Source organism: Micromonospora sp. NPDC049101, assembly GCF_040648675.1.
Classification (GTDB): domain Bacteria; phylum Actinomycetota; class Actinomycetes; order Mycobacteriales; family Micromonosporaceae; genus Micromonospora.
The window spans coordinates 159653-181785 of the sequence record NZ_JBEZED010000002.1; the positions used below are offsets into that span (position 1 = coordinate 159653).

Annotated in this window: 17 protein-coding genes; 4 read left to right on the forward strand and 13 right to left on the reverse strand. The window is 70.9% G+C overall.

Annotated elements, in window-relative coordinates:
* Nucleotides 1-53: 53 nt before the first annotated feature.
* Complete coding sequence (locus tag AB0B57_RS03420) at nt 54-2804, reverse strand: tetratricopeptide repeat protein (RefSeq protein WP_357064728.1); 2751 nt, start codon at nt 2802-2804, stop codon at nt 54-56.
* An 11-nt stretch (nt 2805-2815) separates the two neighbouring features.
* Nucleotides 2816-4321, reverse strand: coding sequence for a 5'-methylthioadenosine/S-adenosylhomocysteine nucleosidase (locus AB0B57_RS03425; RefSeq protein ID WP_357064730.1), 1506 nt, complete (start codon nt 4319-4321; stop codon nt 2816-2818).
* Nucleotides 4322-4354: 33 nt separating this feature from the next.
* Between AB0B57_RS03425 and AB0B57_RS03430 the strand changes: the two genes are divergently transcribed.
* Entirely contained in the window at nt 4355-4885 is a 531-nt protein-coding gene (locus AB0B57_RS03430) for a hypothetical protein (RefSeq protein ID WP_357064732.1), read from the forward strand.
* Nucleotides 4886-5165: 280 nt separating this feature from the next.
* Here the strand turns inward: AB0B57_RS03430 and AB0B57_RS03435 are convergent, their stop codons facing one another.
* Nucleotides 5166-5378 carry a hypothetical protein gene (locus AB0B57_RS03435; protein WP_357064733.1) on the reverse strand — a complete coding sequence of 71 codons (213 nt, stop codon included), beginning with the start codon at nt 5376-5378 and terminating at the stop codon, nt 5166-5168.
* A 452-nt stretch (nt 5379-5830) separates the two neighbouring features.
* Between AB0B57_RS03435 and AB0B57_RS03440 the strand changes: the two genes are divergently transcribed.
* Nucleotides 5831-6859, forward strand: coding sequence for a hypothetical protein (locus tag AB0B57_RS03440; RefSeq protein WP_357064735.1), 1029 nt, complete (start codon nt 5831-5833; stop codon nt 6857-6859).
* 358 nt (nt 6860-7217) lie between these two features.
* On the opposite strand, the gene AB0B57_RS03445 is transcribed toward AB0B57_RS03440, so the two are convergent.
* Nucleotides 7218-8387 (reverse strand): IS701 family transposase, encoded by a 1170-nt coding sequence (locus AB0B57_RS03445; protein WP_357064737.1) that lies wholly within the window; start codon nt 8385-8387, stop codon nt 7218-7220.
* Nucleotides 8388-9736: 1349 nt separating this feature from the next.
* Between AB0B57_RS03445 and AB0B57_RS03450 the strand changes: the two genes are divergently transcribed.
* Entirely contained in the window at nt 9737-11188 is a 1452-nt protein-coding gene (locus tag AB0B57_RS03450; RefSeq protein WP_357064738.1) for an ATP-binding protein, read from the forward strand.
* Between the two features lie 167 nt (nt 11189-11355).
* Complete coding sequence (locus AB0B57_RS03455) at nt 11356-12270, forward strand: helix-turn-helix transcriptional regulator (RefSeq protein WP_357064740.1); 915 nt, start codon at nt 11356-11358, stop codon at nt 12268-12270.
* 47 nt (nt 12271-12317) lie between these two features.
* Here the strand turns inward: AB0B57_RS03455 and AB0B57_RS03460 are convergent, their stop codons facing one another.
* The 9 genes from AB0B57_RS03460 to AB0B57_RS03500 all read right to left on the reverse strand — a co-directional run bounded on the left by AB0B57_RS03460 (nt 12318) and on the right by AB0B57_RS03500 (nt 22004).
* A complete protein-coding gene (locus AB0B57_RS03460) occupies nt 12318-13553 on the reverse strand; it encodes a PP2C family protein-serine/threonine phosphatase (protein ID WP_357064742.1) in 1236 nt (411 codons plus the stop codon).
* Nucleotides 13522-14004 carry an ATP-binding protein gene (locus AB0B57_RS03465; RefSeq protein ID WP_357064744.1) on the reverse strand — a complete coding sequence of 161 codons (483 nt, stop codon included), beginning with the start codon at nt 14002-14004 and terminating at the stop codon, nt 13522-13524. The genes AB0B57_RS03460 and AB0B57_RS03465 overlap by 32 nt, the downstream gene beginning before the upstream one ends.
* Nucleotides 14004-14321, reverse strand: coding sequence for an STAS domain-containing protein (locus AB0B57_RS03470; protein WP_357064746.1), 318 nt, complete (start codon nt 14319-14321; stop codon nt 14004-14006). Before AB0B57_RS03470 ends, AB0B57_RS03465 begins: the two co-directional genes overlap by 1 nt.
* Nucleotides 14318-16468 (reverse strand): glycogen debranching protein GlgX, encoded by a 2151-nt coding sequence (glgX, locus tag AB0B57_RS03475; RefSeq protein ID WP_357064748.1) that lies wholly within the window; start codon nt 16466-16468, stop codon nt 14318-14320. Before glgX ends, AB0B57_RS03470 begins: the two co-directional genes overlap by 4 nt.
* Complete coding sequence (locus AB0B57_RS03480) at nt 16465-16800, reverse strand: STAS domain-containing protein (protein WP_357064749.1); 336 nt, start codon at nt 16798-16800, stop codon at nt 16465-16467. Before AB0B57_RS03480 ends, glgX begins: the two co-directional genes overlap by 4 nt.
* 65 nt (nt 16801-16865) lie before the next feature.
* On the reverse strand, nt 16866-18692 hold the full coding sequence (locus AB0B57_RS03485; RefSeq protein WP_357064750.1) for an AGE family epimerase/isomerase: 1827 nt from the start codon (nt 18690-18692) through the stop codon (nt 16866-16868).
* Nucleotides 18682-19338, reverse strand: a complete 657-nt coding sequence (locus AB0B57_RS03490) for a DJ-1/PfpI family protein (RefSeq protein ID WP_357064751.1) — start codon at nt 19336-19338, stop codon at nt 18682-18684. Before AB0B57_RS03490 ends, AB0B57_RS03485 begins: the two co-directional genes overlap by 11 nt.
* A 202-nt stretch (nt 19339-19540) precedes the next feature.
* Complete coding sequence (locus tag AB0B57_RS03495) at nt 19541-21145, reverse strand: thiamine pyrophosphate-binding protein (RefSeq protein ID WP_357064753.1); 1605 nt, start codon at nt 21143-21145, stop codon at nt 19541-19543.
* 34 nt (nt 21146-21179) lie between these two features.
* A complete protein-coding gene (locus AB0B57_RS03500) occupies nt 21180-22004 on the reverse strand; it encodes a type 1 glutamine amidotransferase domain-containing protein (RefSeq protein WP_357064754.1) in 825 nt (274 codons plus the stop codon).
* Between the last annotated feature and the right edge of the window lie 129 nt (nt 22005-22133).

The window sequence follows — 22133 nt, forward strand, 5'->3', positions numbered from 1 at the left end:
AAGGGTGGCCAGGGCACGGTATTTCAGCCAGCCACTCGAGCGCCTCGTCCAGCTCAGCCATGCAACACTTCCTCGGCCTCCTCAAGGAGTTGTCGTACGCCGGGCCGTTCCCGTACTTCGGCCGGCAACTCGCTGTAGACACGCACGGACTCCTCGGCGGACGCCTGCGACTCGTCGTGGCGGCCGAGGTCATGCAGGGCGCGAGCGCTGCCGTTCAGCACGGTGACGAGGTTGATCCGGTGCGCGGCCGGCCGCTCGGCCGTGAGCTCGCGATAGAGGGCGGTCGCTTCGGCGTACGACTCGGCGGCCCCCTCGGGCTGGCCGAGCGCCCGCTGCACCTGGCCCTGGTTGTTCAAGGAGGAGGCGAGGAATTCGGTGTACGTCGCCCGGTCTCCCGCGGCCAGCCGGCGTCGGATCGCCACGGCCTCGGCTACCGCGTCCATCGCCTCGCCGGTGCGCTCCGCGGCCAGCAGGTCGACGGCGTAGTTGTTGAGGCCGACGGCGAGGTCGGCCTCGAACACGGCGGGCCGGGCCGTGGCCAGCCGCCGTCGGATCTCCACCGCCTCGGCCGAGGCGGCCAGTGCCTCCGCGATGCCTCTGACGTGCAAGAGCGGCTCGCTCAGGTTGCTCAGAGCGGTCGCGAGGAAGTGCTCGAACGAGTCGGGACGCAGCTTGGCCAGCTTGCGATAGGCCGCTACCGACTCCGTCATCACCTCGACGGCCTCCGGATAGCGGCGCAGGCCGTCCAGCTGCATCCCCTCGTTCACCAGTGAGGCCGCCACCTCGTGCAGGTAGGCGTTCGGGTCGGTGGCCGCCCGCCGCCGATAGATCGCGGACGCCCGGCGCACGTCGGCCAGCGCCTCGTCGTAGGCGCCTAGCCCGTGCAGCCAGATGCCACGGTTGCCCAGCGCCCCGGCCAGCTCACCCTCGTACTGGTCGAGATCGGACTCCGCGAGCCTCGCGTAGAGCTGGACGGCCTCGCCGCAGGCATCGGCGCCCTCCCGGTGCCGGCCGAGGGCGGCGAGGACTGTTCCGAGGGTCATCCAGGCATAGGCCAGGTCGGGCTCGTGCTCCGGCGGATCCTGGACCGCGAGCGTGCGATAGAGATCCCGCGCCTCCTCGGCACTGGCCAGCGCGGAGGAGCGGTCACCGACGTCGAGTTGGGTATGCGCGAGATTCATGACCGCGTGCGCCAGGTCGGGGTCGGCCGGAATGCCGGCGGCCGCGATCCGGTACGCCTCGACGGCGGCCGCCATCTCGGTGCGAGCCTGCTCGCGATGCCCGGCCACGTTGAGCCGATAGCCGAGGTCGACATGGACGTCACCCCGCGCCCGCGGCCCGTCGGCCGCGGCCAGGCGCTGGTCGGCCAGGCGGCGTTGCAGGGTGAGCGCGGCCAGGTCGAGGTCGAGATGGCGGCCCTTGGGCAGGTGTGGCTCGATCTCGACGAGCAGGTCCAGGTCGACCCCTTCGGCCGTGGCCAGGGCGGCCAGAGGGCTGCCGCCGGCCTCGACAGCCAGACGGGGATCCGAGCGCAGCACCGGATAGAGATGCCGGGCGCCGACGTGGGGCCAGCGTAGCGAGGCGGCGGCCAGGGTGGACATGGCGGCAGAGAGCCACGGTCGCGACGAGCCGGCCGGATCGCGTTCCAGCAGGCGCGCGAGCAACGGCCCGGCCCACGCCGCCGACGGGTGGGGGGCATCGTGGCCGTCCAGGGTCAACGCCACGAAATCCTCGGCGAGCCGGTCGGGATAGAGCGGCTGTAACCGTTGGGTGTCGTCGGCGGGATAGCAGGCGGCGTGGTCGTCGGCGGCCATCACCGGATCGATGTGGCCGGGCAACGCGTCGCTCAGCAAACCGGCGGCCTCGGCGGACGGCCTGACCCCGCACACGGACGCGACGAAGACGACCCGGCGCATCAGGTCGGGCCGCAGGCGGCCGCCCCGGCCGTAGCGATTGGCCCAGTGCAGCTGTTCACGATCGAGCAACGAGAGGGTGAGGCCGGCCAGGTCGGCGGGCAGCGGACGGGCGTCGACCGCGACCAGGGCCGCCATGTGCACGGCCAGGGTCAGGCCGAAATCGGGCCGGGCGAGCAACTCACCGACGCCGGCCGGAACTCCCTCGTCGCCGTCCTGGAAGGCCCGGTGGGCCACCTCGAACATGTGGCGGCGGGTGTCACCGGCGCCGGTCAGCGGGGACAGACGCTCGGACGCCAGCTCAAGGTGACCGGCGTTCAGTGCGCTGGTGAGTCCCCGCCAGGTGGCATCACTTCGCCCCAGGAACAGCACCCGTACCGGCACCGTTGCCCGCGCCAGCAGGCGATTCTCCAACAGCAGCATCAGGTGCGAGACGGGCCAGCGGTCGGCGTAGTCAACGATCACCATGACGCCGGGGGTGTCGGCCGCTCTCAGGTCAGGACCGGCCGACGGAGCATGGATCTGCCCGGCACCGGCACTCGCGGTGACGACCAACCACCCGTCGTCGTGGGCCTGAGCGGCCACCTCGTCAGCCAGCCGGGTCTTGCCCTGCCCGCCCGGGCCGTGCAACCAGCGGATCCCGTACGCGGCCGGGCCGTCCCGCCAGCGCCGGTAGGCGGCCAGCTCGTCGTCGCGACCGGTGAACGGCACCACCCGGTGCCGGGCGTCGAGCAGGCGACTCGGCAGCTCGGCCAGCCATTCCTTCGGAGGCGTATCCACCCGCTCCCACCGGGCGAGCAGGTAAAGCGGCACCCCGTCGGCCCCGACGTGCAGATCGGCCCCGACGACTCCGTGCGCGAATCCCTCGACCGCGCTGACGTGCTGTCCCACGGCCAGTGCCCCTAGCGGTTGCCCTGGCGGAAGGCCAGCAGCAGCCGGGCGGTCAGCTCGGCCGCCACCTCGGAGGCAAGGTTGTCGAGGTCGTCGGCCGGCACAGATTCTTCGGGCGGCACCTCGAGCTTGTCCCTCATCAGGAACCCGCTCGCCGCTGTCCGTGACAACTGATCCGCCCGCCCAATGGTCAGCATGGTGGCCGAGCTCACCGCGAGCGCCGGCGCATATCGGGCCGCACGCGGAGGACTGAACCTGATCAAAGTGGTGATCAACGCCGCGAGGTGGTCGGTCAGCCAGGACTCGTCGAGGAGGGCGCCCATGGTGTCGCGGGGGAGCGGTTCCCAGGCGGAACGTTGACCGTTGCGGCCGAGAAACAGCCCCTGCGGTCCGGCCCTGCGATCGGTCGAGACGGCCCGGGCGCCCCGATCATCGACCTCGGTCTCGACGGCGACCCTCGCGGGAAGGTGGGTGGCGAGCTCGTCGGCCAGGCCGGCCAAGCGGCGGACCTCGATGTACGGGGCCTGGGTGGCCGGGACCAGATGCACTTCCAGCGTGGACGGCTCGAAATTCAGCGTCGACCGCGTGATCATCGACCGCCAGGCCACCTCGGGCGGTCGGCTCACCGTGCGCCACTCGGGCGTGGACGGGCGCTCGCCTTCGTGCACGTAGACGTTGCCGTGCAGAGCGCCGTAGGCCGGTGCGCCGATTGCGTTGATGTTCTGGATCGAGGACGGGGAACCCGCGCGCTCCGGCCGGCGCCCGGCCGAACTGGGCGGTGCGGAGAGGAAGTCCGCGATGACGGCCATCGTGAAATCGGCCGCGTGCCGGGCCGCCCGAGGCTGCCAACCGGAAGCGTCGACGATGGCCTTGGCGCCGTCGGCCCGGTCACTGATGCCGCGAACGGTCAATGTCGGCTTCCGATGCATGTGGCCCGCCCGAGCCATCCCGGCGCTCTCCATCTCGATCGCCGCGGCGTCGTTGTAGTGCGTCCGCAACTGGTCGGCCAGCGGTTGCGTACGCGAGTTCAGCACGACCTCGCCCGCGGCGACGGGCCGAAAATGGATCATGGGCGTGCTCGGCCCGGAGAACTGCTCGCGGGCGACGGCGTAGGCGCGCTGGAGAAGCTCGTGGTCCGCGTCGTAGGACCGAGGACGCGCGCGGAATCCGTCGTCCGTCACCGAGCCGCCGTGATACGAGTAGACCTTGGTGGCGGCGACGACATCACTCAGCTGGAGATCATCGTGCAGGGCGCCGGCAATTCCGACGAAGAGAATCGCGCGTGGATCGAACAACTCGATGGCCTGACCGGCCAGCAGGGCGGCGTCGGTGTTGCCCGGCCCCAGCACCGCGATCGCCACCCGACCGGTGCCGCCGGGTAAGGACCCGGCCTCGAACTGCGTGCCCGTGGCCGGATGGGAAGAACGCGCCAGGCCTTGCAGGTGCTCTCTGACCGCATCGTACTCGAGCGGCAGCGCGGTCAGCACCACCACGTCCGCACCGTCCTGTGTGCTCACGGGCCAAGCGTAGCGGCGGGCATCATGGACAACATGGACGAGCAGTGGCTTCTCGCGCGCGGCGCCTCAGCCTACGCGGTCATGCATGCTGACCTGCATGTCCACGGACGTGAGAAGGCCTCGTACCGGTTGACCCGGCTGCACGGCCTGATCACCGGGGGAACCGTGACCCACGAGTGGCCCGGCCGCCGGCTGGCCGCGCTCTGGCTGTACGGGCCTGACTTCCCGCGTACGGGTGAAGTGGCCGAATCGATCGCCGCCGAGCTGGAGCAGGCCGGGTGGATCGTGCTCGACGCCCGCATCCAGCAGCCGGCCATGCCCCGGGCCGTCGACCTCTTGCCCACCGAGTCGCCGGCCGGATTCCCCGGCGTCGTGATCATGGTGGGCGGCGCCGACGACTGGTCGACACCCGAGTTGACCTGGTTGCTGAGCAATGGCCTGGTGCACCGCCCCGACGCCCCCGTCCGCCTGCTCCTGACCGCGAGCACCATGGACGGCCTGCCCGCGCTGCGCGCCGCCCTCACCCGGCTTCAGGCCGACATCCGCCCGCTCGAAGTCTGCTAGGTCCGCATCTCGCGTGCCATATCCTCCACCTCGGCCAGACCGTCCTCAGAGCATCCCGGATGCCGCCGGACCAGCTCGCGACAGATCTCACCCGCTTCCTCGACCGCGGCTTCGACAGTCGAGACCAGTCCCTGTCGTGCCTGGAGGAAGCCCGGGTTGTTGAGCGCTGCCTCCGGCCGCAGCTGCTCGGTCGGCCGCGACCAGGGCATTCGCCGGCTGGCCGACTGCCGCGAGGCAGCCGGCCTGCGAGATCAGGCGACCGGCCCACCTGCTCGTAGAGTCAACCTTCGAGGTGCACCGCGGCCCGTACGGCCGGGCTGGTTGTGGCCGCGATCCGGTGACGGGTCAGGACGGCGCTGATCGCGGCGATCCCGGCGTCGAGATCGACGTCCCGGTGCCGTGGCAGGGCGCCTTCGACCGCATCGAGCAGCCCGAGTGGCACCGCCGGGATCGAGGCCAGCCCGATCAGGGCCGGGCTTCCCAGAAACAGCACCCGCGTGGGCACCCCAACCTTCCACCCCCGCGCTGCCGCCTGGTCGGCGAACCGGGCCGCCAGTCGCGTCTTGCCCGCTCCTTCTGGCCCGTGTAGCCAGCGTCCGGCCAGTCGGGCGACAACCACCGATGCAGACCGGCCAGCTCGGCTGTCCGTCCCTGGAATTCGACGACCGCGTTCCGGGGGTCGAGCATCCGGCTCGGCACCGCCCGCAGCCAGGCCGTGTCCGGCTCCGGCCCCGCACGCCAGTTCTCCAGGAGGAACACCGGGACGCCACCGGCGAGCACCTGGGCGTCGGCCCGATCACCGCGTCCGCGAAACCGGTGTCGACCTCGACCGTCTGGAGACCCGTACGCAAGGGCCGCCTCTCCCCTCCGCCGTGTCATGCACCAGCTGTGACGCACCGGCTACCGTGGGAACCCCCGGCTGGAATCGAGGTTCCCGTCTTGGTCGTGACCGTTGCCGCCGCTGTCTTTCTGGTTCTGTGTCTGGCGACCCTCTGGTGGGCGACCCGGCCGGCCTCGGTCGGCGTACGCCACACGCTCTTCGTCTTCGTCTGGTTGTGCGCCGCCCTCACGGCCACGCTCGTCACCTTCTCACTGTTCCCGACGTCTACGGCCGACGGCACAGTCTTCGGGGTGACCTTTGGCGGAGCCGGCGCCTTCGTGCTTCTCGTTTGGACCGCCGCGCTGCGGGCCGGCAACCGGGCCGCCGACCGGGACAAGCGCGAGGCCGCAGCCGCCCGCAAGGCCGTCCCCGCCGCACCGCCCGGACCGGCCGTGATCGGCCGTCAGGAGACCCACTGGTATCGCCTGCGCCGCACGGCCGGCTCGGGCAAGCGGTGGATCGGGGTCATCACCGGTGACGTACGCCGGGTGACCAGCGCCGACGCCTGGGTCAACTCTGAGAACACTGACCTGATGATGTCCCGCATCCACGAGTTCTCGATGTCCGGCATCATTCGCTACGAAGGTTCCCGTCGCGACGTGACCGGCCGTGTCCTCGACGACGTGATCGCCAACGAGCTGGCCGACGCGGTCCGCGACCACCGCCCGGTGACCCCCGGCATCGCCATCGTGACCTCGGCCGGCGAGCTGGCCCGGACCCATGGCGTACGCATGATCGTGCACTCGGCCGCGGTCGAGGGCCAGCCCGGCAGCGGCTACCGCCCGATCCGTGACCTCGATCAGGCCGTGCAGCACGCCCTGAAAGCAGCCGGACGCCCTGTCCTCGCCGATGGCACCGCTCTCGCCCCGGCCCAGGTGGTCCTGTTCCCGCTGGCCGGCGCGGGCACCGCGGGCGGCGACCTGGACGAGACGGCCCGCACCCTCCTGCTGGCCGCTGTCGACCACCTGACCCGCTCGGCCGCCGCCCCCGAGCGAGTGCTGTTCCTCGCCTACACCGAGGCCGAGCTGACAGCCTGCCGACGCATCCTCGACGCCTGTCCCGACGTGACCAGCAAACAGCCCGCCCCGGCCTGATCGCGCAGTCGATCTTCCGGCATTGTGGCGCGCTCGTCTACGACGCCGACCGGGTGATGTGAGACGTGGATGCCACGGTCCTGCCGAATGGCTTCCGTGGATGGTCGCGTCGACGTCCCGCCTCCCTTGGCACGCTGTGCGCTGCTGGCGGTTGACGGCGTCCGTGGTCGCGTAACAAGGGGTCGTCGGTTCGAATCCGGCCATCCCCGACAGACAAAAAGCCCTGACCAGCGGAAACGTTGGTCAGGGCTTTAAGCTTGTCGATGGGGTTTTGAGTCGCCCAGTTACCGGGGTTGGCAACCAGGTTCGTGGGCCTCCGCACCGGTCCGATCCGGCGCGGACGCCCACCGGAGCGGGGTCAGGCGTACGACGCGCGCAGTCGCAGTTGCTCGTCCCGCTCCGCGAGGTCCCGGCCGCGCACGTACGCGTGCGCCAGCGAGACCAGGGTCAGGTGATGGTGCCAGCCGCGGAAGGACCGCCCCTCGAAGTGGCACAGCCCGAGTTCCTGGCGCAGATCACTCAGCTCGGCCCGCGTGCGCCGTGGTGTCCGCGCCAGGTCGATCAACTGGGGCAGCCTGACCGAGGTCAGGTTGGTCAGCCAGATCCCGTTCGGCCGCTGCTGACCGGGTAGCCACTCGGCGAGCAGGTGCCGGGGCCGGTGTATGCCGAGTCCGCCGCGGTGCAGCGGTTGCAGTACGAACCGGGATGCGGTGCCGTCGTCGTTGCGCCAGCTCAGGGAGGTGCTGCCGTTGCGGTTGACCAGTGTGGCCAACTCGCTGGCGGTGATCGTGTCGGTCCGGCAGGCCGTCGCGCCCAGGGACATCGGGGTACCCGAGGCGATTCGGACCAGGTAGCGGTGGCCGCGTTCCTCCAGGGCGCGCAGCAGGGGCTCGACTGAGGTGTCGTGGCTGGAGTCGACCACGATCGGCATCGGGGGCAGTTCCCACTCGAAGGTCATCTCGTCCAGCGCGTCGATCAGGTACTGCCATCGCGTCCGGTGCCGCTCGTGGTCCGGAACGTGGGCCCGGTCGCGACGGGCGGCGTCGCCGTCCCAGCTCGGCGGCAGCAGCAGGCGCCAGTTGACCGGGCTGGTCAGCTCGCCACTGCTGAGGAAGATGCCCAGGCCGAGTTGGCAGTTGAGTACCCGGCCCGCGGAGGGGGCGTACTGCCGGGCGACCCCGACGGAGTTGGCGCCGTTCTTGGGGATCACCACCTCGTCGACCACCCATGCGTCCGGCTTCGACAGCGACAGCACGTGGTTGGCCAGGCTGCGCCGGACCGGGGCCCACTCCCAGGGGCTCTGGTTGACGAACTGTTGGATGCCCTGGTCGGCCCGCCCGCCGACGATGTAGTCGGACATGCGCCGGATCGACTTGCGGCCGGGCACGGAGACCAGACCCCGGATGTAGATCTCCCCCCAGCGGCGTTGGTCCGACCGCGGCAGGTGCATGAGCATCTCCTGGCAGAACTCAGACAGAAGATCGTCGCCGGTGCTGCCGCGATATAGATTGGTATCAATGTTTACCATTAAATGCTCCCGTCGGATTCGCGGCTTCAGCGGTATTGCCATGCTTCCAGGACGTCCACAGACTTGGATATCTGGATCGCACGCAGTGTGTACGGGATGTACTCGCCTCTCGGAAAATCTGACGCATTCCGATGCGGATGGGGGGTGATATCGGCGAGGTAAATCGCCGGTTGTTCCATCCATACCGCGCCGGACGGTGGTGCGCCATTCAGAAGCGGAAGCCGTCGATACTTGGCAAGGTTCCGACCGACAGCACCGTCAGTCGGAGAATCGGGGTCGGATTGCCGCGCCCGGCGGTCGTCAGGGCGTCGGACGGTGGCGTTCCATCCGGCGCGCGCATTTTGACTGTGCCGGCCGCGGGCCGCGTCGGGGGTGGGATCACGCTGCACCGCTCACGGCGCCGGGCGCCTCGTCACGGCCGTCGGCGTCCCCGGGGCGCGGCCGGTGGCAGGCGGCCGGACCCGAGCTCCATGCGGAGATCGGGTCCGGGGTGCTGCCGTTCGGTTGTCCGCGACCGGACCGTGGGTCGCGCCAGCGACCATCCGGCGGCGGGTCCCCGCTCCACGCGGGGACGGAGGTCGGGCGACGTGGTCGGGCGCAGTGGTCGGGCGCAGTGGTGCCACCGGTCCTGCCCTCGACATCGTCTGCACCAGGTCGGGGGTGGGGTCGACGATGGCGTGCGCCGCTGGGACGGACCGGATGGGCGTCCGGGTCGGTGTCACCGGTCCGCCGACGCCGCCGCTCCCGGCCGGCCTGGGTCTGGACCGCCGCCCGGCACCCGCCGTCGGTGGCGCCCCGTACCGGCACCTGTGTCCCGGTCCGCATCGGCGGCACCGCCGGCCGGACGGTGACGTCGCCGGTCCGCCGCCGTCGGCACCGTGTCGGCCTGGGCGCGTCGGCAGGCCCTGACTTGCCAGGCTGTCTTCGATCTTGAGGATCACCTACGGCTCCCTGGTTGTGTGACGTCGCATGTCTGGCTGCCTGCTCAAAGAAGTATCGATTCCTTCAAATGAGCGATACAGAATGCAGTGATGTCGGCACTTTGAGTACCAGCATCCAGTCCGCTGCGCTGGTGGGGCACCCCGTCACGTTCGATCCGGTCGGCCGCGACTCACCGGTGGTGATCGACCGCCGTCGTCACCCTCTGTGTCCGTATTGCGGGCCGGGACTACCTCGGCGATCAATACCTGGACATCGCACAAAATGGTGGGACTCTGTTAGCTGTTCTTTGGCAGATGATTCTGTGTGCGAAATCATTGGTTGAGTGACAGTGCGTCGCGTCTGGCGCGTGCCCTGTGCTGGCTGGATCGACAGCGTCCGTCGAGGTCGTGCAAAAGTGGAGGTAGGAAATGATTTGGCCGTTCACCGGGAGAACGGAGCAGTTGGACCATATCGACAACGTGCTGCGCCGGGACCGTCCAGGGCCCCTGATCGTCACCGGCGAGTCCGGTATCGGTCGTACGGCACTGCTCGTACGGGCCCTCGACCTGCTGGACCACCGACGCGACCGCGTGATCGTGGTCGACGTGGGTGCCCCCCGGCCGTCACTGGCCACCATGCTGACCGAACGTCAGATGGCGGAGACGACAGTCGTGCCCGCCTCGACCCCGGCGGTCGTGCAGGCCGCCGCGGCGGCCACCGGGGAACTCCGCGCCCGGCGAACCGTCTTCGTCGTCGACGACGCTCACCTGGCCCACCACGCCGTGATCGAGACCCTGCGCGACCTGCACCGCGGCGCGGGAGCGGTCATGCTGCTCAGCCGACCGAGCGATCCGCCCCCGCCGACCCCTGACCCGCTGGACTGCCTCCGCTATGAGCCGGGTGTGCGGACACTGGTCCTGCCCCCGCTGTCGGAGGGCCACACCCGCGCCCTGGTCTCCGGGGTGCTGGGCGGCGAGGTGGCCACCGCCACCGCCGAGGCCCTGCACGCGGCGACCGCCGGCAACCCCGGCCTGCTGCACGACCTGCTGATCGGCAACGGGCTGGCCGAGACCATGGTGCGGACGCGGGGGTTCTGGCAGTTGCCCCCGCAGCTCGGGAGGCGGCTCGACCTGACCGTTCGGGGCCGGGACCGGTTGCTTTCCGCGATGCGGGCAACCTGGGCGGCACTGTCCTTCGAGCGGCTCAGTGAGCTGTGCAAACTCGCCCTGGGGGTCGGGGCGGCCGACGAGACCGTACCCGTGTGGGCCTTCGTGCTGTTGCTGCGCGGCCAGGCGGCCGAGGGGCTCCGGCTGCTCGACGGACTGGACCAACCCCCGGTCGAGGAGGCCCGATCGGTGCGGCTGGTCACGTCCCGGGCGCTGCTGCTCGCCCTCGGCCTGGGCCAGGTCGACCAGGCCGCCGAGCTGCTGGCCGAAGCCGCCCGGCTCAATCCCGGCCGGGAGGCGCTGCTGCTCGCCGTACGGGCGTGGGTGCTGGCCGTCCTGGGCCACATCGGCGCCCCGGTCGCCGCGCTGAACCCCCCGGGGCCGGACGAGGACCCGGAGGCGGCGGTCTTTGTCCGTAGCGCCCAGGCACTTGCCGAGTTCGCCGCCGACCGGCCGAGACAGGCGATCTCCCACCTGCGCCGGGCGATCATCGGCGCCGACGCGTTGCGCGCCGAACTGCCCTGGGTCGCGCCCTATCTGACCGGCGCGCTGATCGACGCCCTGCTGCTGGCCGGTCGGATCAGCGAGGCCACCGTCGCGGCCGCCGACTTCCACGCGGCCCAGGAGGGATGCGGCTGGGACGTGGCGGTGTCCCTGTCGGCACTGATCAACTCGGTGGTCGGTGTACCGGAGCCGGCCCATCGGGACCGCTGAGCGTCTCCGGCGCCGCGCGTCTCCCTCAATCCACAGTGGACAGCGGATGGCACCGGACCGTATCGTGCGCCCCGTTGACCGGGGGAGCGGTCACCCGCCGATCGGCGGGCGCGGCGTGGGGAAGTCCGGCGGCACCCACGTACTAGGTTGGGTGCTGCCGAGGGCCTATGTCGGCGTGGTTCGGGGGAACCGTACGGGGGGATACCGTCTTGACTGTCAGTCGCAACAGGTTTGACCTTGCCGAGTTCCTGCGAAGCCGGCGGGAGCGCATCATGCCGGCACACGTCGGTCTTCCGGTCGGTCCTCGGCGACGCACCCCGGGGCTTCGTCGGGAGGAGATCGCCGTCCTCGCCGGGCTGAGCCCCACGTGGTACACGTACCTCGAACAGGGTCGCGACATCCGCCCCTCACCCGAGGTGCTCGACAGCCTCGCCCGGGTGCTGCAGCTCAGCGAAGACGAACGCCGCTACCTCTACCTGCTGGCCAACGGCCAGGCACCCCCGGCAAGCCCCGACCTGTCCGAGGCGGCCGACGAGGGCCTCGTACGGCAGATCGTCGCGCTGATCGGCGAGACCGACTATCCGGTCTACGCCGGCAACATCTACGCCGGGGTGACCGCGTGGAACGCCGCGGCGGCCCGGTGGTACACCGACTTCGACGGACTGCCGCCGGGCCGGCGCAACATGCTGTGGTGGATGCTCACCGACCCGCAGGCCCGCGAACGGATCGTCAACTGGGCCGAGGACACCCGGGACGTGATCGCCCGGTTCCGGATCGCCTCCGCCGCCCGCCCCTGGGACCAGCACTTCAACGAGCTCATCGAGGCCATGCGCAAGGCCAGCCCCGAGTTCCGCACCTGGTGGTCCGACCACGACGTGCGGGACCCGCACACCCGACCGCGCCACCTGCGGCTGCCCAGCGGACAGGCCCTGACCGTCCAGCTCGTCGTGCTGCGGATGACCGACGCCTTCAACTCGGTCGTCCTGCACGTGCCCACCGGTGCGGAGGGCGACCGGCTGCGCCGTGTCGCCGCCGAGGGTGCGGTGCAGTGCGGGCAGGGAACCGTCGTCAACGGTGGCTGAGCCCGGCCACGCCGGGGCCGGCCCGTGGGGCGGCCGGGCCCCGTCGGTCAGGGTCGCCGACGCAGCGCCAGCATCGTGATGTCGTCCGCCTGATCCGCCGTTCCCACGTACCGGTCCAGCCGGCCCTCCACCGCCACCAGCAGCGCCTCGGCGGAGTCGACCGGCTGGTCGAGCACGTCGAGCAGGCGTGGCATGCCGAACAGGCCGCCGGTGTGGGAACGGGCCTCGACCACACCGTCGGTGTAGACGAACAGGGTGTCACCCGGCTCCATCCGGACGTTGCCCAACGAGTACACGCTGTTGGCCAGCATCCCGATCGCGGGCCCGGTCGGCGGCAGCAGCGTGTAACTGCCGTCGGCCCGCAGCAGCACGGGCGGGTTGTGCCCGCCGTTGACGAACAGCAGCGCCCCGGAGACCGGGTCGAGGACCCCGAAGAACAGCGTCACGAAGTAGCCCTGGCCGAGGTGGTTGCGGGCCAGGTACCGGTTGGTGGCGTTGACCGACTCCAGCAGCGGTCCGGCCCCGACGGACAGGATCGGCGCCAGCGACGTGCTGGCGATCGACCCGCCGGCGAGGGCGATGGGTGGGGTGTCGCCCATCAGGTTCCACGACCCGGCGTGCTCGGCGGTGTGTCGCAGCAGGGTGCGGATCAGCGCCATGAACAGTGCCGCGCTCAACCCCTTGTCGCAGACGTCGGCCACCAGGAACCCCAACCGCAGCCCGTTGACCAGCTCGAAGCAGTCGTAGAAGTCGCCGGACACCTGCCGCGCCGGCCGGTAGCGTACGCCCACCTCCCAGCCGTCCGGCGTGGGCAGGCACTCCGGCAGGAATCCCGCCTGGACCTCCCGGGCGTTGTTCAGGTCCTGCTCGTACGCCCGCAGGCTCGCCTCGGTGGCCATCTCCTCGACGGTGTCGAGCAGGTCCCCGCGTTCCGAGGCGGTGGACAGCCGACTGCGCAGCAGCCCGGGCAGGAACGGCTCGGTGACGTAGTCGAATCCGCCCCGCGCGCACGCTTCCAGGGCCCACAGGTCGCCCTGCGGAAAGACCAGGACAGCCGGGCGCCGCGGCAGACCGGCCAGCCGTTGACTCAGCAGCGCGACCCGCTGCAGGCCCAGCGACGCCGACACCAGCACCACCGTCGTGCCGTCGGCCAACCCCGGGTGGTACTCCAGCTCCGCTGGGTCGGACCGGCGGACCTCCAGCCCGGCCTCCACCAGTGCGGTGGTCAGCTCGGGCACCAGCAGGGCCATGTCAGCGACGATGATCGCGGTCGGCCTGTTCATCGTGTCCCCCGTCCGTCGGGCCCTGGCCGGTTGCGCCGCGGGCCTGGCGTACCCCCAGGACGTTGTGGTTGCAGCCGTCGACGTACTCGTAGCCGAACTCGTCGAGGCTGCGGATCGCCAGCAGCAGCCCGCACCCGCCGGCCGGGCGCAGCATCGGGTCGGCGTGGACCCGCGCGGTCAGGTCCCGGCCGCGCGGGTCGAACGGCGGCGCGGAGTCGCTGATCCGCACCCACACCATGTCGTCGCGCCGGCCACCGTGGAGGTGGATCCGACCGGGCTGCCAGCGGTAGCCGTGCTCGACGATGTTGGTGGTGATCTCGTCGGAGGCCAGCCGCAGCCGGTACGCCTCCCGCACGGCCAGGCCCAGCCCGGTGGCCAGCCGGGCGACGAAGTCGGCGACCTCCCGGGAGGGCGCCCGTCCGTCGTGCAGGCGCAGACTCCACTCCGTCACTAGCCGAGCTCCGGCCGCAGTTCGATGCTGCGGTCGAATCCGGTCAGCCGGATCGTCTCGGCCACCTCGTCGTTGGCACCGACCAGCACGATCCGTACCCCGCGGCCGAGCCGCTGGTGGGCGTAGACCAGGCAGCGCAGGCCCGCCGACGACAGGTAGGTCAGCCCGGTGACGTCCAGCGTGAGCTGGCGCAGCGGCGACCGGGTCGCGTCGGTGACCAGCCGGTGCAGGTCAGGGGCCGACTCCGCGTCGGCCTCACCGACCAGCACCAGGGTCGCGACGTCGGCCTCGACGATCATTCGGGTATCCAGGCTCATGATGCACCTCGGTTCTCAGATGGTTCGGTCAGCGCGGTCAGCACCACGACCGAGCGGGCGCCGACCGTCAGTCGGGACTGTTCGGCCAGGGGCGGCTCGAGCCCCGGGGGGTACGCGTCGTGCGGCGCGGGCGCCGAGGTGTCGGCAAACCGGCCCCAGACCAGGCCGGGTGGCAGCTCGGGCAGGTGGACCGCGCAGGGCTCCCAGTGCGCGTTCGCCGCCAGGAAGACCACGTCCTCGCCGCCGTCGTCGGGCTCGGCGGCCCGCAGCATCGCCGCCACCAGCAGCCGGTCGGCCGACCAGTCCGGGGTCCACGCCCGCTCGCCGTGCCAGCTGACGTCGGGCAGGGCCGCGCCGGGGCTGGTGCCGGTGACGTGCGTGACGCGGCGCAGCGCCGGGTGCGCCCGGCGGAACGCGATCGCCCGTCGGGTGAACTCCACCAGGTCGGCGTTGCGCTCCAGCAGCCCCCAGTCCAGCCAGGAGAGCTCGTTGTCCTGACAGTAGGCGTTGTTGTTGCCCTGCTGGGACCGGCCCATCTCGTCGCCGGCCAACAGCATCGGCACGCCGTGGCTGGTCAGCAACAGCAGCAGCGCGTTGCGGACCTGCCGGGCGCGCAGCTCGAGCACCTCGGGGTCGTCGGTCGGGCCCTCGTGACCGCAGTTCCACGAGTAGTTGTCGTCGGCGCCGTCCCGGTTGTCCTCGCCGTTGGCCGCGTTGTGTTTGTCGTTGTAGGCGAACAGGTCGTGCAGGGTGAACCCGTCGTGCGAGCAGACGAAGTTGACCGAGGCCAGCGGGCCGCGACCGCGGTACAGGTCGGGCGAGCCGACCAATCGGGTGGCCAGTTCACCACTGGTACCGGCCTCACCGCGCAGGAACCGGCGAACCAGGTCGCGGAACCGCCCGTTCCACTCCGACCAACGGCCGTAGTCCGGGAAACTGCCCACCTGGTAGAGCCCGCCGGCGTCCCACGCCTCGGCGACCAGCTTGGTGTCGCGCAGCACCGGATCGGCGGCGATCGCCTCCAGCAGCGGCGGGTTGGCCAGCGGGGTGCCGTCCGGGCCGCGGGTGAGGATCGAGGCCAGGTCGAAGCGGAAACCGTCGACGTGGAACTCGGTCACCCAGTACCGCAGGCAGTCCAGCAGGAAGGCGCGGGCCACCGGGTCGTTGGCGTTGACCGTGTTGCCGGTGCCGCTGAGGTTCAGGTACGCCCCGTTGCCGGTCAACATGTAGTAGGCGCGGTCGTCCAGCCCGCGCAACGAGATGGTCGGGCCCAGTTCGTTGCCCTCCGCGGTGTGGTTGAGCACCACGTCGAGCATCACCTCGATGCCGGCGCGGTGCAGCTGCCGCACCAGATACTTGAACTCGGTGATCTGCCCGCCGACCCGCGCCGAGGCGGCGTACGAGGCCTTCGGGGCGAAGAACCCGAGGGTGTGGTAGCCCCAGTAGTTGCGCAGCCGCCGCCCGCTCGACGGGTCGACGCGGCCCAGGTCGGTCTCGTCGAACTCGAACACCGGCATCAGCTCGACGCAGTTGACCCCCAGTGCGGTCAGGTACGGGATCTTCTCCACCAGCCCGGCGAACGTGCCGGGCCTCCGTACCCCGGAGGAGGGGTGCCGGGTGAAGCCGCGCACGTGTGTCTCGTAGATCACCAGGTCCCGCATGGGCAGGCGGAGCTGCTGGTCGCCGGCCCAGTCGAAGTCGTCGTCGACCACCCGGGCCCGGTAGCGGTAGCCGTCCGGCGGGTACGGCGGGCTGCCCCACCGCTCCAGGCCGCCGAACGCCCGGGCGTACGGGTCGGCCAGCACCCGCCGGGGGTCGAACCGGTGCCCGGCCTCGGGTTGGTACGGCCCGTCGGCGCGGTAGCCGTACTCGACGGTGGTCGGGTCCAGACCCAGTACCGTCATCGAGTACACCCCGCCGGTCCGGAACTCCTGCGGGAACGGCAGCTCGGCGAAGGGTTCCGCGTCGCCGCGCCGGAACAGCACAAGCGTCATGGCGGTGGCCGCGTTGGAGTGGATGGAGAAGGTGACCCCGTCCGGGCCGGGGGTGGCGCCGAAGGGCAGCGGGTCGCCGGCGCGGACCGTGAAGCCGCCGATCCGGCGGGTGCGCCCGGCGTGCACCGCGGGCGGCAGGCTGGTGGTGGTCATCGGCTCAGCGCCTCCACGCCCGCGTCCACCGTGTCGGCCACCAGGAACGCCTCGATGAAGCCGGTGGCCGACAGCACCGCGTGCACGTCGGCGGGGATGCCGGCCAGCGCCAGCCGGAGCCCCTTCTGCCGGGCCTGCCGGTAGACCAGCAGCAGCACCCGCAGGCCCGCGCTGGACAGGTAGGACATCCGGCTGAGGTCCAGCAGCAGATGGCCCTCGTCGGGGATCAGCTGACCGAGGTCGTTGTGCACCTGCGAGGCTGTGGCACTGTCCAGGTCCCCGATGAGCGCGATGACCGTGGTGTTCTCGCGCATCGACTTTTCGACTCGCATGTCCGTCCTTAGGAGACTCGCGCCGGCCGGCGGTGGGTGCGCCACCGGCCGGCGGATACCGGTGTTCAGACGACCGGCGACAGCCGCACCCGTACCGTCAGGTCGGATTTGCTGTCGGGTAGGGCGACCGACATCTGGTCGGGATCGAAGGCCCGGTACGGGCTGCCGTCGATCTCGACCTGGTCGAGCCGGACCCGACCGGTCGGCAGCGCGTCCGGCGCCACCCGCAGGACCCGGTCGACGAAGCCGTCCGGCTTCGGCTTGAACCACAGGTCCAACGGCTCGCCTCGGATCAGCAGCCGCTGGTACACCGTCGACAGCAGGCACAACTCGGAGGCGTGGTACATGCTCATCGAGTGGCTGCCCTTGAGCCGTTCGGTGCCCAGCAGGTACGGCAGGCCGTTGGCCAGCACGTTGAAGTAGACCCCGCCCTCGTCGTGGTCGAGGAAGAACGCGTTGTAGAACGCCGCCGCCTCCCGGCCGTGCCGCAGGAACTCTTCGTCACCGGTGTTGCCGGCCAGGATCAGGTACGCCAGGATCGCCTGCTCCTGCTGCCACCACGCCTTACGGTCGTGCCAGGTGAGTCGGTGGGCCGTGGCACCGGGGGCGAGGGTGCGGTCCAGCACGTCGTACCAGCCGCCGCGCTGGGTGTCGCTGGCCAGCGCGGGCATCCGGTGGCCGATCTCCTCGGCCAGCCTCCGGTAGGCGTTGCGCGGCCGGATGGCGTTCATCCGCAGCATGTTCCAGGCGATCTTGAGGTTGTGCCCGACCACGGCCCGGTCCTGCTGCCAGCCCCAGGACCGGTCCGGGGTCCAGTCGCCGTGGAACCGCTCCTGCACGAACGGGCTGCCGCTCTCCGGGAAGTACTCCAGGATCAGGTCGAAGCACTCCTGGAGCATGTCGGCGTACCGCTGCTCACCGGTGGCCAGCCACAGGTTGATCAGGTACGCCGGGGCGTGGTCGCCGATGGAGTTCCAGTTCTTGCGGGCCCGGTTGGGCCCCAGGCTCTCCTCGTGCGGGCTGAGCCGGATCGGGTCGACGTGCGACCACCAGCCGCCCTGCTTGTCGTCGTGGAAGAACCTGTCGAACAGCCGCATGGTGCCGTCGATGTCGGCGGCGATCGCCGGGTCGCCGGTGATCCGGTACGTCTGCGTCGGCCCGACCAGCGCGTAGATCTGCTCGTACGCCGGGATGGCCGCGTAGTCGTCGCCGAACTCGGAGGTGAACAGCTTCGACTCCACCGCGTCGCGCACGTCCACGCCGTGGTACCAGTACACGACGTCGTTGTCCCGGTCGACGAAGCGCATGTGCTCGCGCATGTACTCGGTACCCCGCTCGGCGACCTGCAGGTAGGTCTCGTCCCCGGTCAGCAGGTACGTCGAGGCCATGCCGTACACCAGGCGGGACAGGGTGTCGGTCTCCTGCACGTGGTTGGCGCTCTTGTCACCGCCCAGTCGCACCACCGTCCGGTAGTCGGTGAAGTCGGGCACCTCCGTGTCGCCGAACTGGGCCCGCCGGTAGAACCGGGCCAGTTCGGTGAGCTGCTGGGTCCACCAGCCCGGCTCCTCGAAGGCGTGCTCGCCGACCCGCCGCCCGGGCAGCACCACCCGGTGCGCCTCGAACGCGTAGCCGTCCGCGCCGGGGGTGAAGACCCCGTAGGCGAACAGGTGCCGGCCCGGGGTGAGCAGTTCGGGCAGTTCGCCGGTCACGTCCTGCGGCGGCTGTCCGAGGTTGTTGACCACGGTGGCGTACACGGTGGGGGAGTAGGTGGCCCGTAGCGCGCGGCCGTCGCTGGTGCGCAGGTCGACCTGGCGCCGCTGTGGGTCGTGCCCGGTCACGTAGCCGGCGACCAGGTCGGAGAAGGTGAAGTCGGGGCGGTAGTCAGTTGCCATGGCGCACTCTCCGCGCGTTCGGCACCGCCGAGCGCCACCAGCGGGTGTCCCGCGTGGCGACCCGGGCGGCGATCAGGTCGATCATGGTGCGGGCGAACAGGTGGCAGTGGTCGGCGCTGCGGCCGGTCACCAGGTCGCCGTTGACCACCACGTCCTGGTCGGTGTAGACGGCGCCCATGTTTCGCACATCGGCGACCAGGTTGTTGTGGCAGGTCAGCGCCCGGCCGGCGACGGTGTGTGGGATGGGGGCGACCAGCCACATGCCGTGGCACACGATTCCCTTGAGCACCGAGGGCTCGGCGAAGGCCCGCTCCAGCAGCCGGGTGGCCGGGGCCAGCTCGCCCGGCCGCTCGGCGTAGCGCAGCCGGTCGGAGACCATCCCACCGGGCACGATCAGCGCGTCGTAGCCGCGCAGTCGCTCGTCGTCGACCGCCTCCAGGTCGCCGTCCACTGTGAACGGCAACCGGTACTCGTGGCCGCTGAAGGTGATGCTCGACTGGCCCCACAGCCGGGTGAGGAACTCCACCCGGGCGCCCTCCTCGGCGAACCGGCGCTGATAGTAGTCGATCTCCGGCTCGACGTAGTCGGTCTCCATCAGGATCGCGACGGTCCGGCCGGCCAGTCGGCCGCCGTCGCGGAGGATCATCTCGTTCACTGTGCGGACTCCAGGGTGAGGATGTGCCGCGGCCGCCGCCGGGCCGTCGGGGAATGCGGGGCGGCGGGCCCCGCCCGGTGCGCCGGGCGGCCCGGTGCGCCGGACCGGTCCCGTGGGGGACCGGCCGGCCGCGGCGCCGGGCCGCCCGGACGCCACCCGTGCCGGCGCGCCGACGCGGGTCAGGTGGTGGCCGTTACCCGGTGACCAGGTCGACCAGGAACGGACCCGGGTGCGCCAGCATGCGGCGCACCGCCGGGACCACCTCGGCGGGCCTGCTCACGCGGACCGCCTCCACGCCGAGACTGCGGGCCAGGCCGGCGAAGTCGATGTCCGGCCGGGACAGGTCGAATCCCTCGGGGTGGGGGTGCGGGTCGATGCCGCGTTCCCGCCAGTACTGCTCGATGTTGAGGTCGAGCAGCTCGTACCGGTGGTTGTTGCAGATCACGAACTTGGCGCCGACGCCGTGCCGGGCGGCGGTCCACAGCGCCTGGATGGTGTACATGCTCCCGCCGTCACCGGTGAAGCCGACCACCTCGGCCGACGGCCTGGCCATCTTGGCGCCGACCGCCCCCGGGATGCCGACGCCCAGCGACCCGCCGCGGGTGAGGAAGTAGTTGCCGGCCACCCGGGGCGGCAGGTGCTTGACCAGGCCCGGCGAGGCGGTCAGGGCCTCGTCGAACAGCACCAGGTCCGGCCCGGTCTGCGCGGCCAGCTCGGCGGCGAACAGCTCGATCATCGGGCTGTCGGCGGTCGGCTCCGGCCGGACCCACGGCGCCGGCGTGGCGGGCTCCGGCCGGTCGGCGCCGAGCCGCTGCGCCAGCGCGGCCAGGGTCGGCTTCGGGTCGGCGACCAGGGCCAGGTTGACCGGGAAGTTCTTGGCCATCTCCCAGTCGTCCAGGTCGACGTGGACGATGGTGGCGCCCTCGGCGAACGGGCTGGCCAGTGCCGGGAACACCTCGGGGAACACGTACGTGCCCACGATCAGCACCGCGTCGGCGTCGCCGACCACCCCCGCGCTGACCTCACCGAACATGTGCCCGAGCTGACCACGGTAGAGCGGGTGGGTGCTGTCCATGTTCAGTTCGGAGTTGTCCACACCCCACACCGGGGCGTCGAGCAGCTCGGCCACCCGGGTCAGCTCCGCCTGGGCCCCGGAGACCGCCACCCCGTCGCCCATCAGGATCAGCGGCCGCCGGGCCCCGCGCAGGGCCTGCGCCGCCCGGTCCAGCTCCGCCGGCACCGGCAGCACCGAGCGGGTGGGGATGGTGCTGGGTACGACCGGCTCCTCCGTTGGCGCGTCGAGCACGTCCATCGGCAGGGCGACGAAGACCGGGCCGCGCGGTGGAGTCATGGCGATCTTCACCGCGCGGCGCAGCACCCGCAGCACGGAGTCCGGGTGCACCACCCGGGTCGCGTACTTCGTCACCGGCCGGGCCATCTGCACGAGGTCCACGGCCATCTGCGAATCCATCGCGTCGTATCGCACGCCGGCCTCACCGGCGATCACCACGAGCGGCGAGTGGCCCCGCTTGGCCTGGTACAGCATGCCGATGCCGTTACCCAGCCCCACCCCGGTGTGCAGTTGCACCAACGCCGGACCAGCACTCGCCCGGGCGTACCCGTCGGCGATGCCCACCGCGACGGCCTCCTGCAGCGCCAGCACGTACTCGAAGGCCGGCAACTGCTCCACGACGTCGAGGAATCCCTGCTCCACCGTGCCGGGATTGCCGAACATCCTGGTGATCCCGTCGGCGGCGAACTGCTCGAAAATGGCGATCTTTCCTGGTCTTGCGGTCATTGGTGCTCCTTCACCCGTGTGTCAGACCGTCCGGTTACCAGCCGTACCGGCGCAGGCCGTTCTCCAGCACCTCGACCAGCTTCTCGCCGCCCAGGAACGAGTCCGGGGTGGACCGGGCGGTGACGAAGGGGTAGTCGACGATGACCGAGGTCTCCCTGCCGACGTTGCCGTGGAAACGACCGTCGGGGCCGGTGGCGTCGCGCAGGATGTACTCCAGCGGGTACGGCGGCGGGCCCATGTTGAAGTCGACGCCGACGAAACCGGTGCCGTCCTTGTAGTCGTACTCCTTGCAGTGACCCGTGACGTGCTTGCCCCAGATGATGCTCTCCCGGTCCTCCCAGTCCCGGGCGAACGCCAGCGGGGCCACGCCGTAGCACAGACCCAGGATCGGCTTGTCGGCCCGGTGGAAGGCCAGGATCAGTTCGTGCAGCCGGCCGTTGTTGACCAGGTCCACGATCGGGCCGCTGCCGCCGACGATGGTCAGCGCGTCGTACTGCTGGATGTCGCTGTCCAGCGTGGCCAGTTCCCGGTTGTAGGCCTCCAGCAGCCGCAGGTGGTTCGACTCGCTGTCGTACGGCCGCTCCGGGATCCAGTCGGCCAGGCTGATCGGGTTGGCCAGCCGGTCGGACTCGTCGAGCTCACGGGCGGCCACGGCCACCTCGGGGGTGGTGACGGTCCGGCCCAGCGGCGGGTCGACGTAGCCGGGGTCCAGGCTCGGCGGCAGCGCCACCGGGCGCTTTCCGTTGGGGGTGGCGAAGACGCTCGTGTAACCCGCCTGGTCGAAGTTGACCAGCGGACCGAGCAGTTCCTCGCCCCAGTAACCGTATTCCGAAAGAACGATGAGAATCTTCTTGGACACTTTCTCTCCTTCATTCCCGCACGTGCGGAACAATGCTGCCGGATTGTCTCGTAATTACGCGCCCGAGTCGTTCCCCCTTCTTGTTCGGTAATTCAAGTCAACCAATCCGACAGGCCGGCGACAAGGTGG

Coding starts and splice junctions, on each gene's coding strand:
- AB0B57_RS03430 (WP_357064732.1), top strand. CDS start 4,355: ATGGACGAGCAGTGGCTTCTCGCGCGCGGCGCCTCAGCCTACGCGGTC.
- AB0B57_RS03445 (WP_357064737.1), bottom strand. CDS start 8,387: ATGGTAAACATTGATACCAATCTATATCGCGGCAGCACCGGCGACGAT.
- AB0B57_RS03450 (WP_357064738.1), top strand. CDS start 9,737: ATGATTTGGCCGTTCACCGGGAGAACGGAGCAGTTGGACCATATCGAC.
- AB0B57_RS03455 (WP_357064740.1), top strand. CDS start 11,356: ATGTCGGCGTGGTTCGGGGGAACCGTACGGGGGGATACCGTCTTGACT.
- AB0B57_RS03460 (WP_357064742.1), bottom strand. CDS start 13,553: ATGAACAGGCCGACCGCGATCATCGTCGCTGACATGGCCCTGCTGGTG.
- AB0B57_RS03470 (WP_357064746.1), bottom strand. CDS start 14,321: ATGAGCCTGGATACCCGAATGATCGTCGAGGCCGACGTCGCGACCCTG.
- glgX (WP_357064748.1), bottom strand. CDS start 16,468: ATGACCACCACCAGCCTGCCGCCCGCGGTGCACGCCGGGCGCACCCGC.
- AB0B57_RS03480 (WP_357064749.1), bottom strand. CDS start 16,800: ATGCGAGTCGAAAAGTCGATGCGCGAGAACACCACGGTCATCGCGCTC.
- AB0B57_RS03485 (WP_357064750.1), bottom strand. CDS start 18,692: ATGGCAACTGACTACCGCCCCGACTTCACCTTCTCCGACCTGGTCGCC.
- AB0B57_RS03490 (WP_357064751.1), bottom strand. CDS start 19,338: ATGATCCTCCGCGACGGCGGCCGACTGGCCGGCCGGACCGTCGCGATC.
- AB0B57_RS03495 (WP_357064753.1), bottom strand. CDS start 21,145: ATGACCGCAAGACCAGGAAAGATCGCCATTTTCGAGCAGTTCGCCGCC.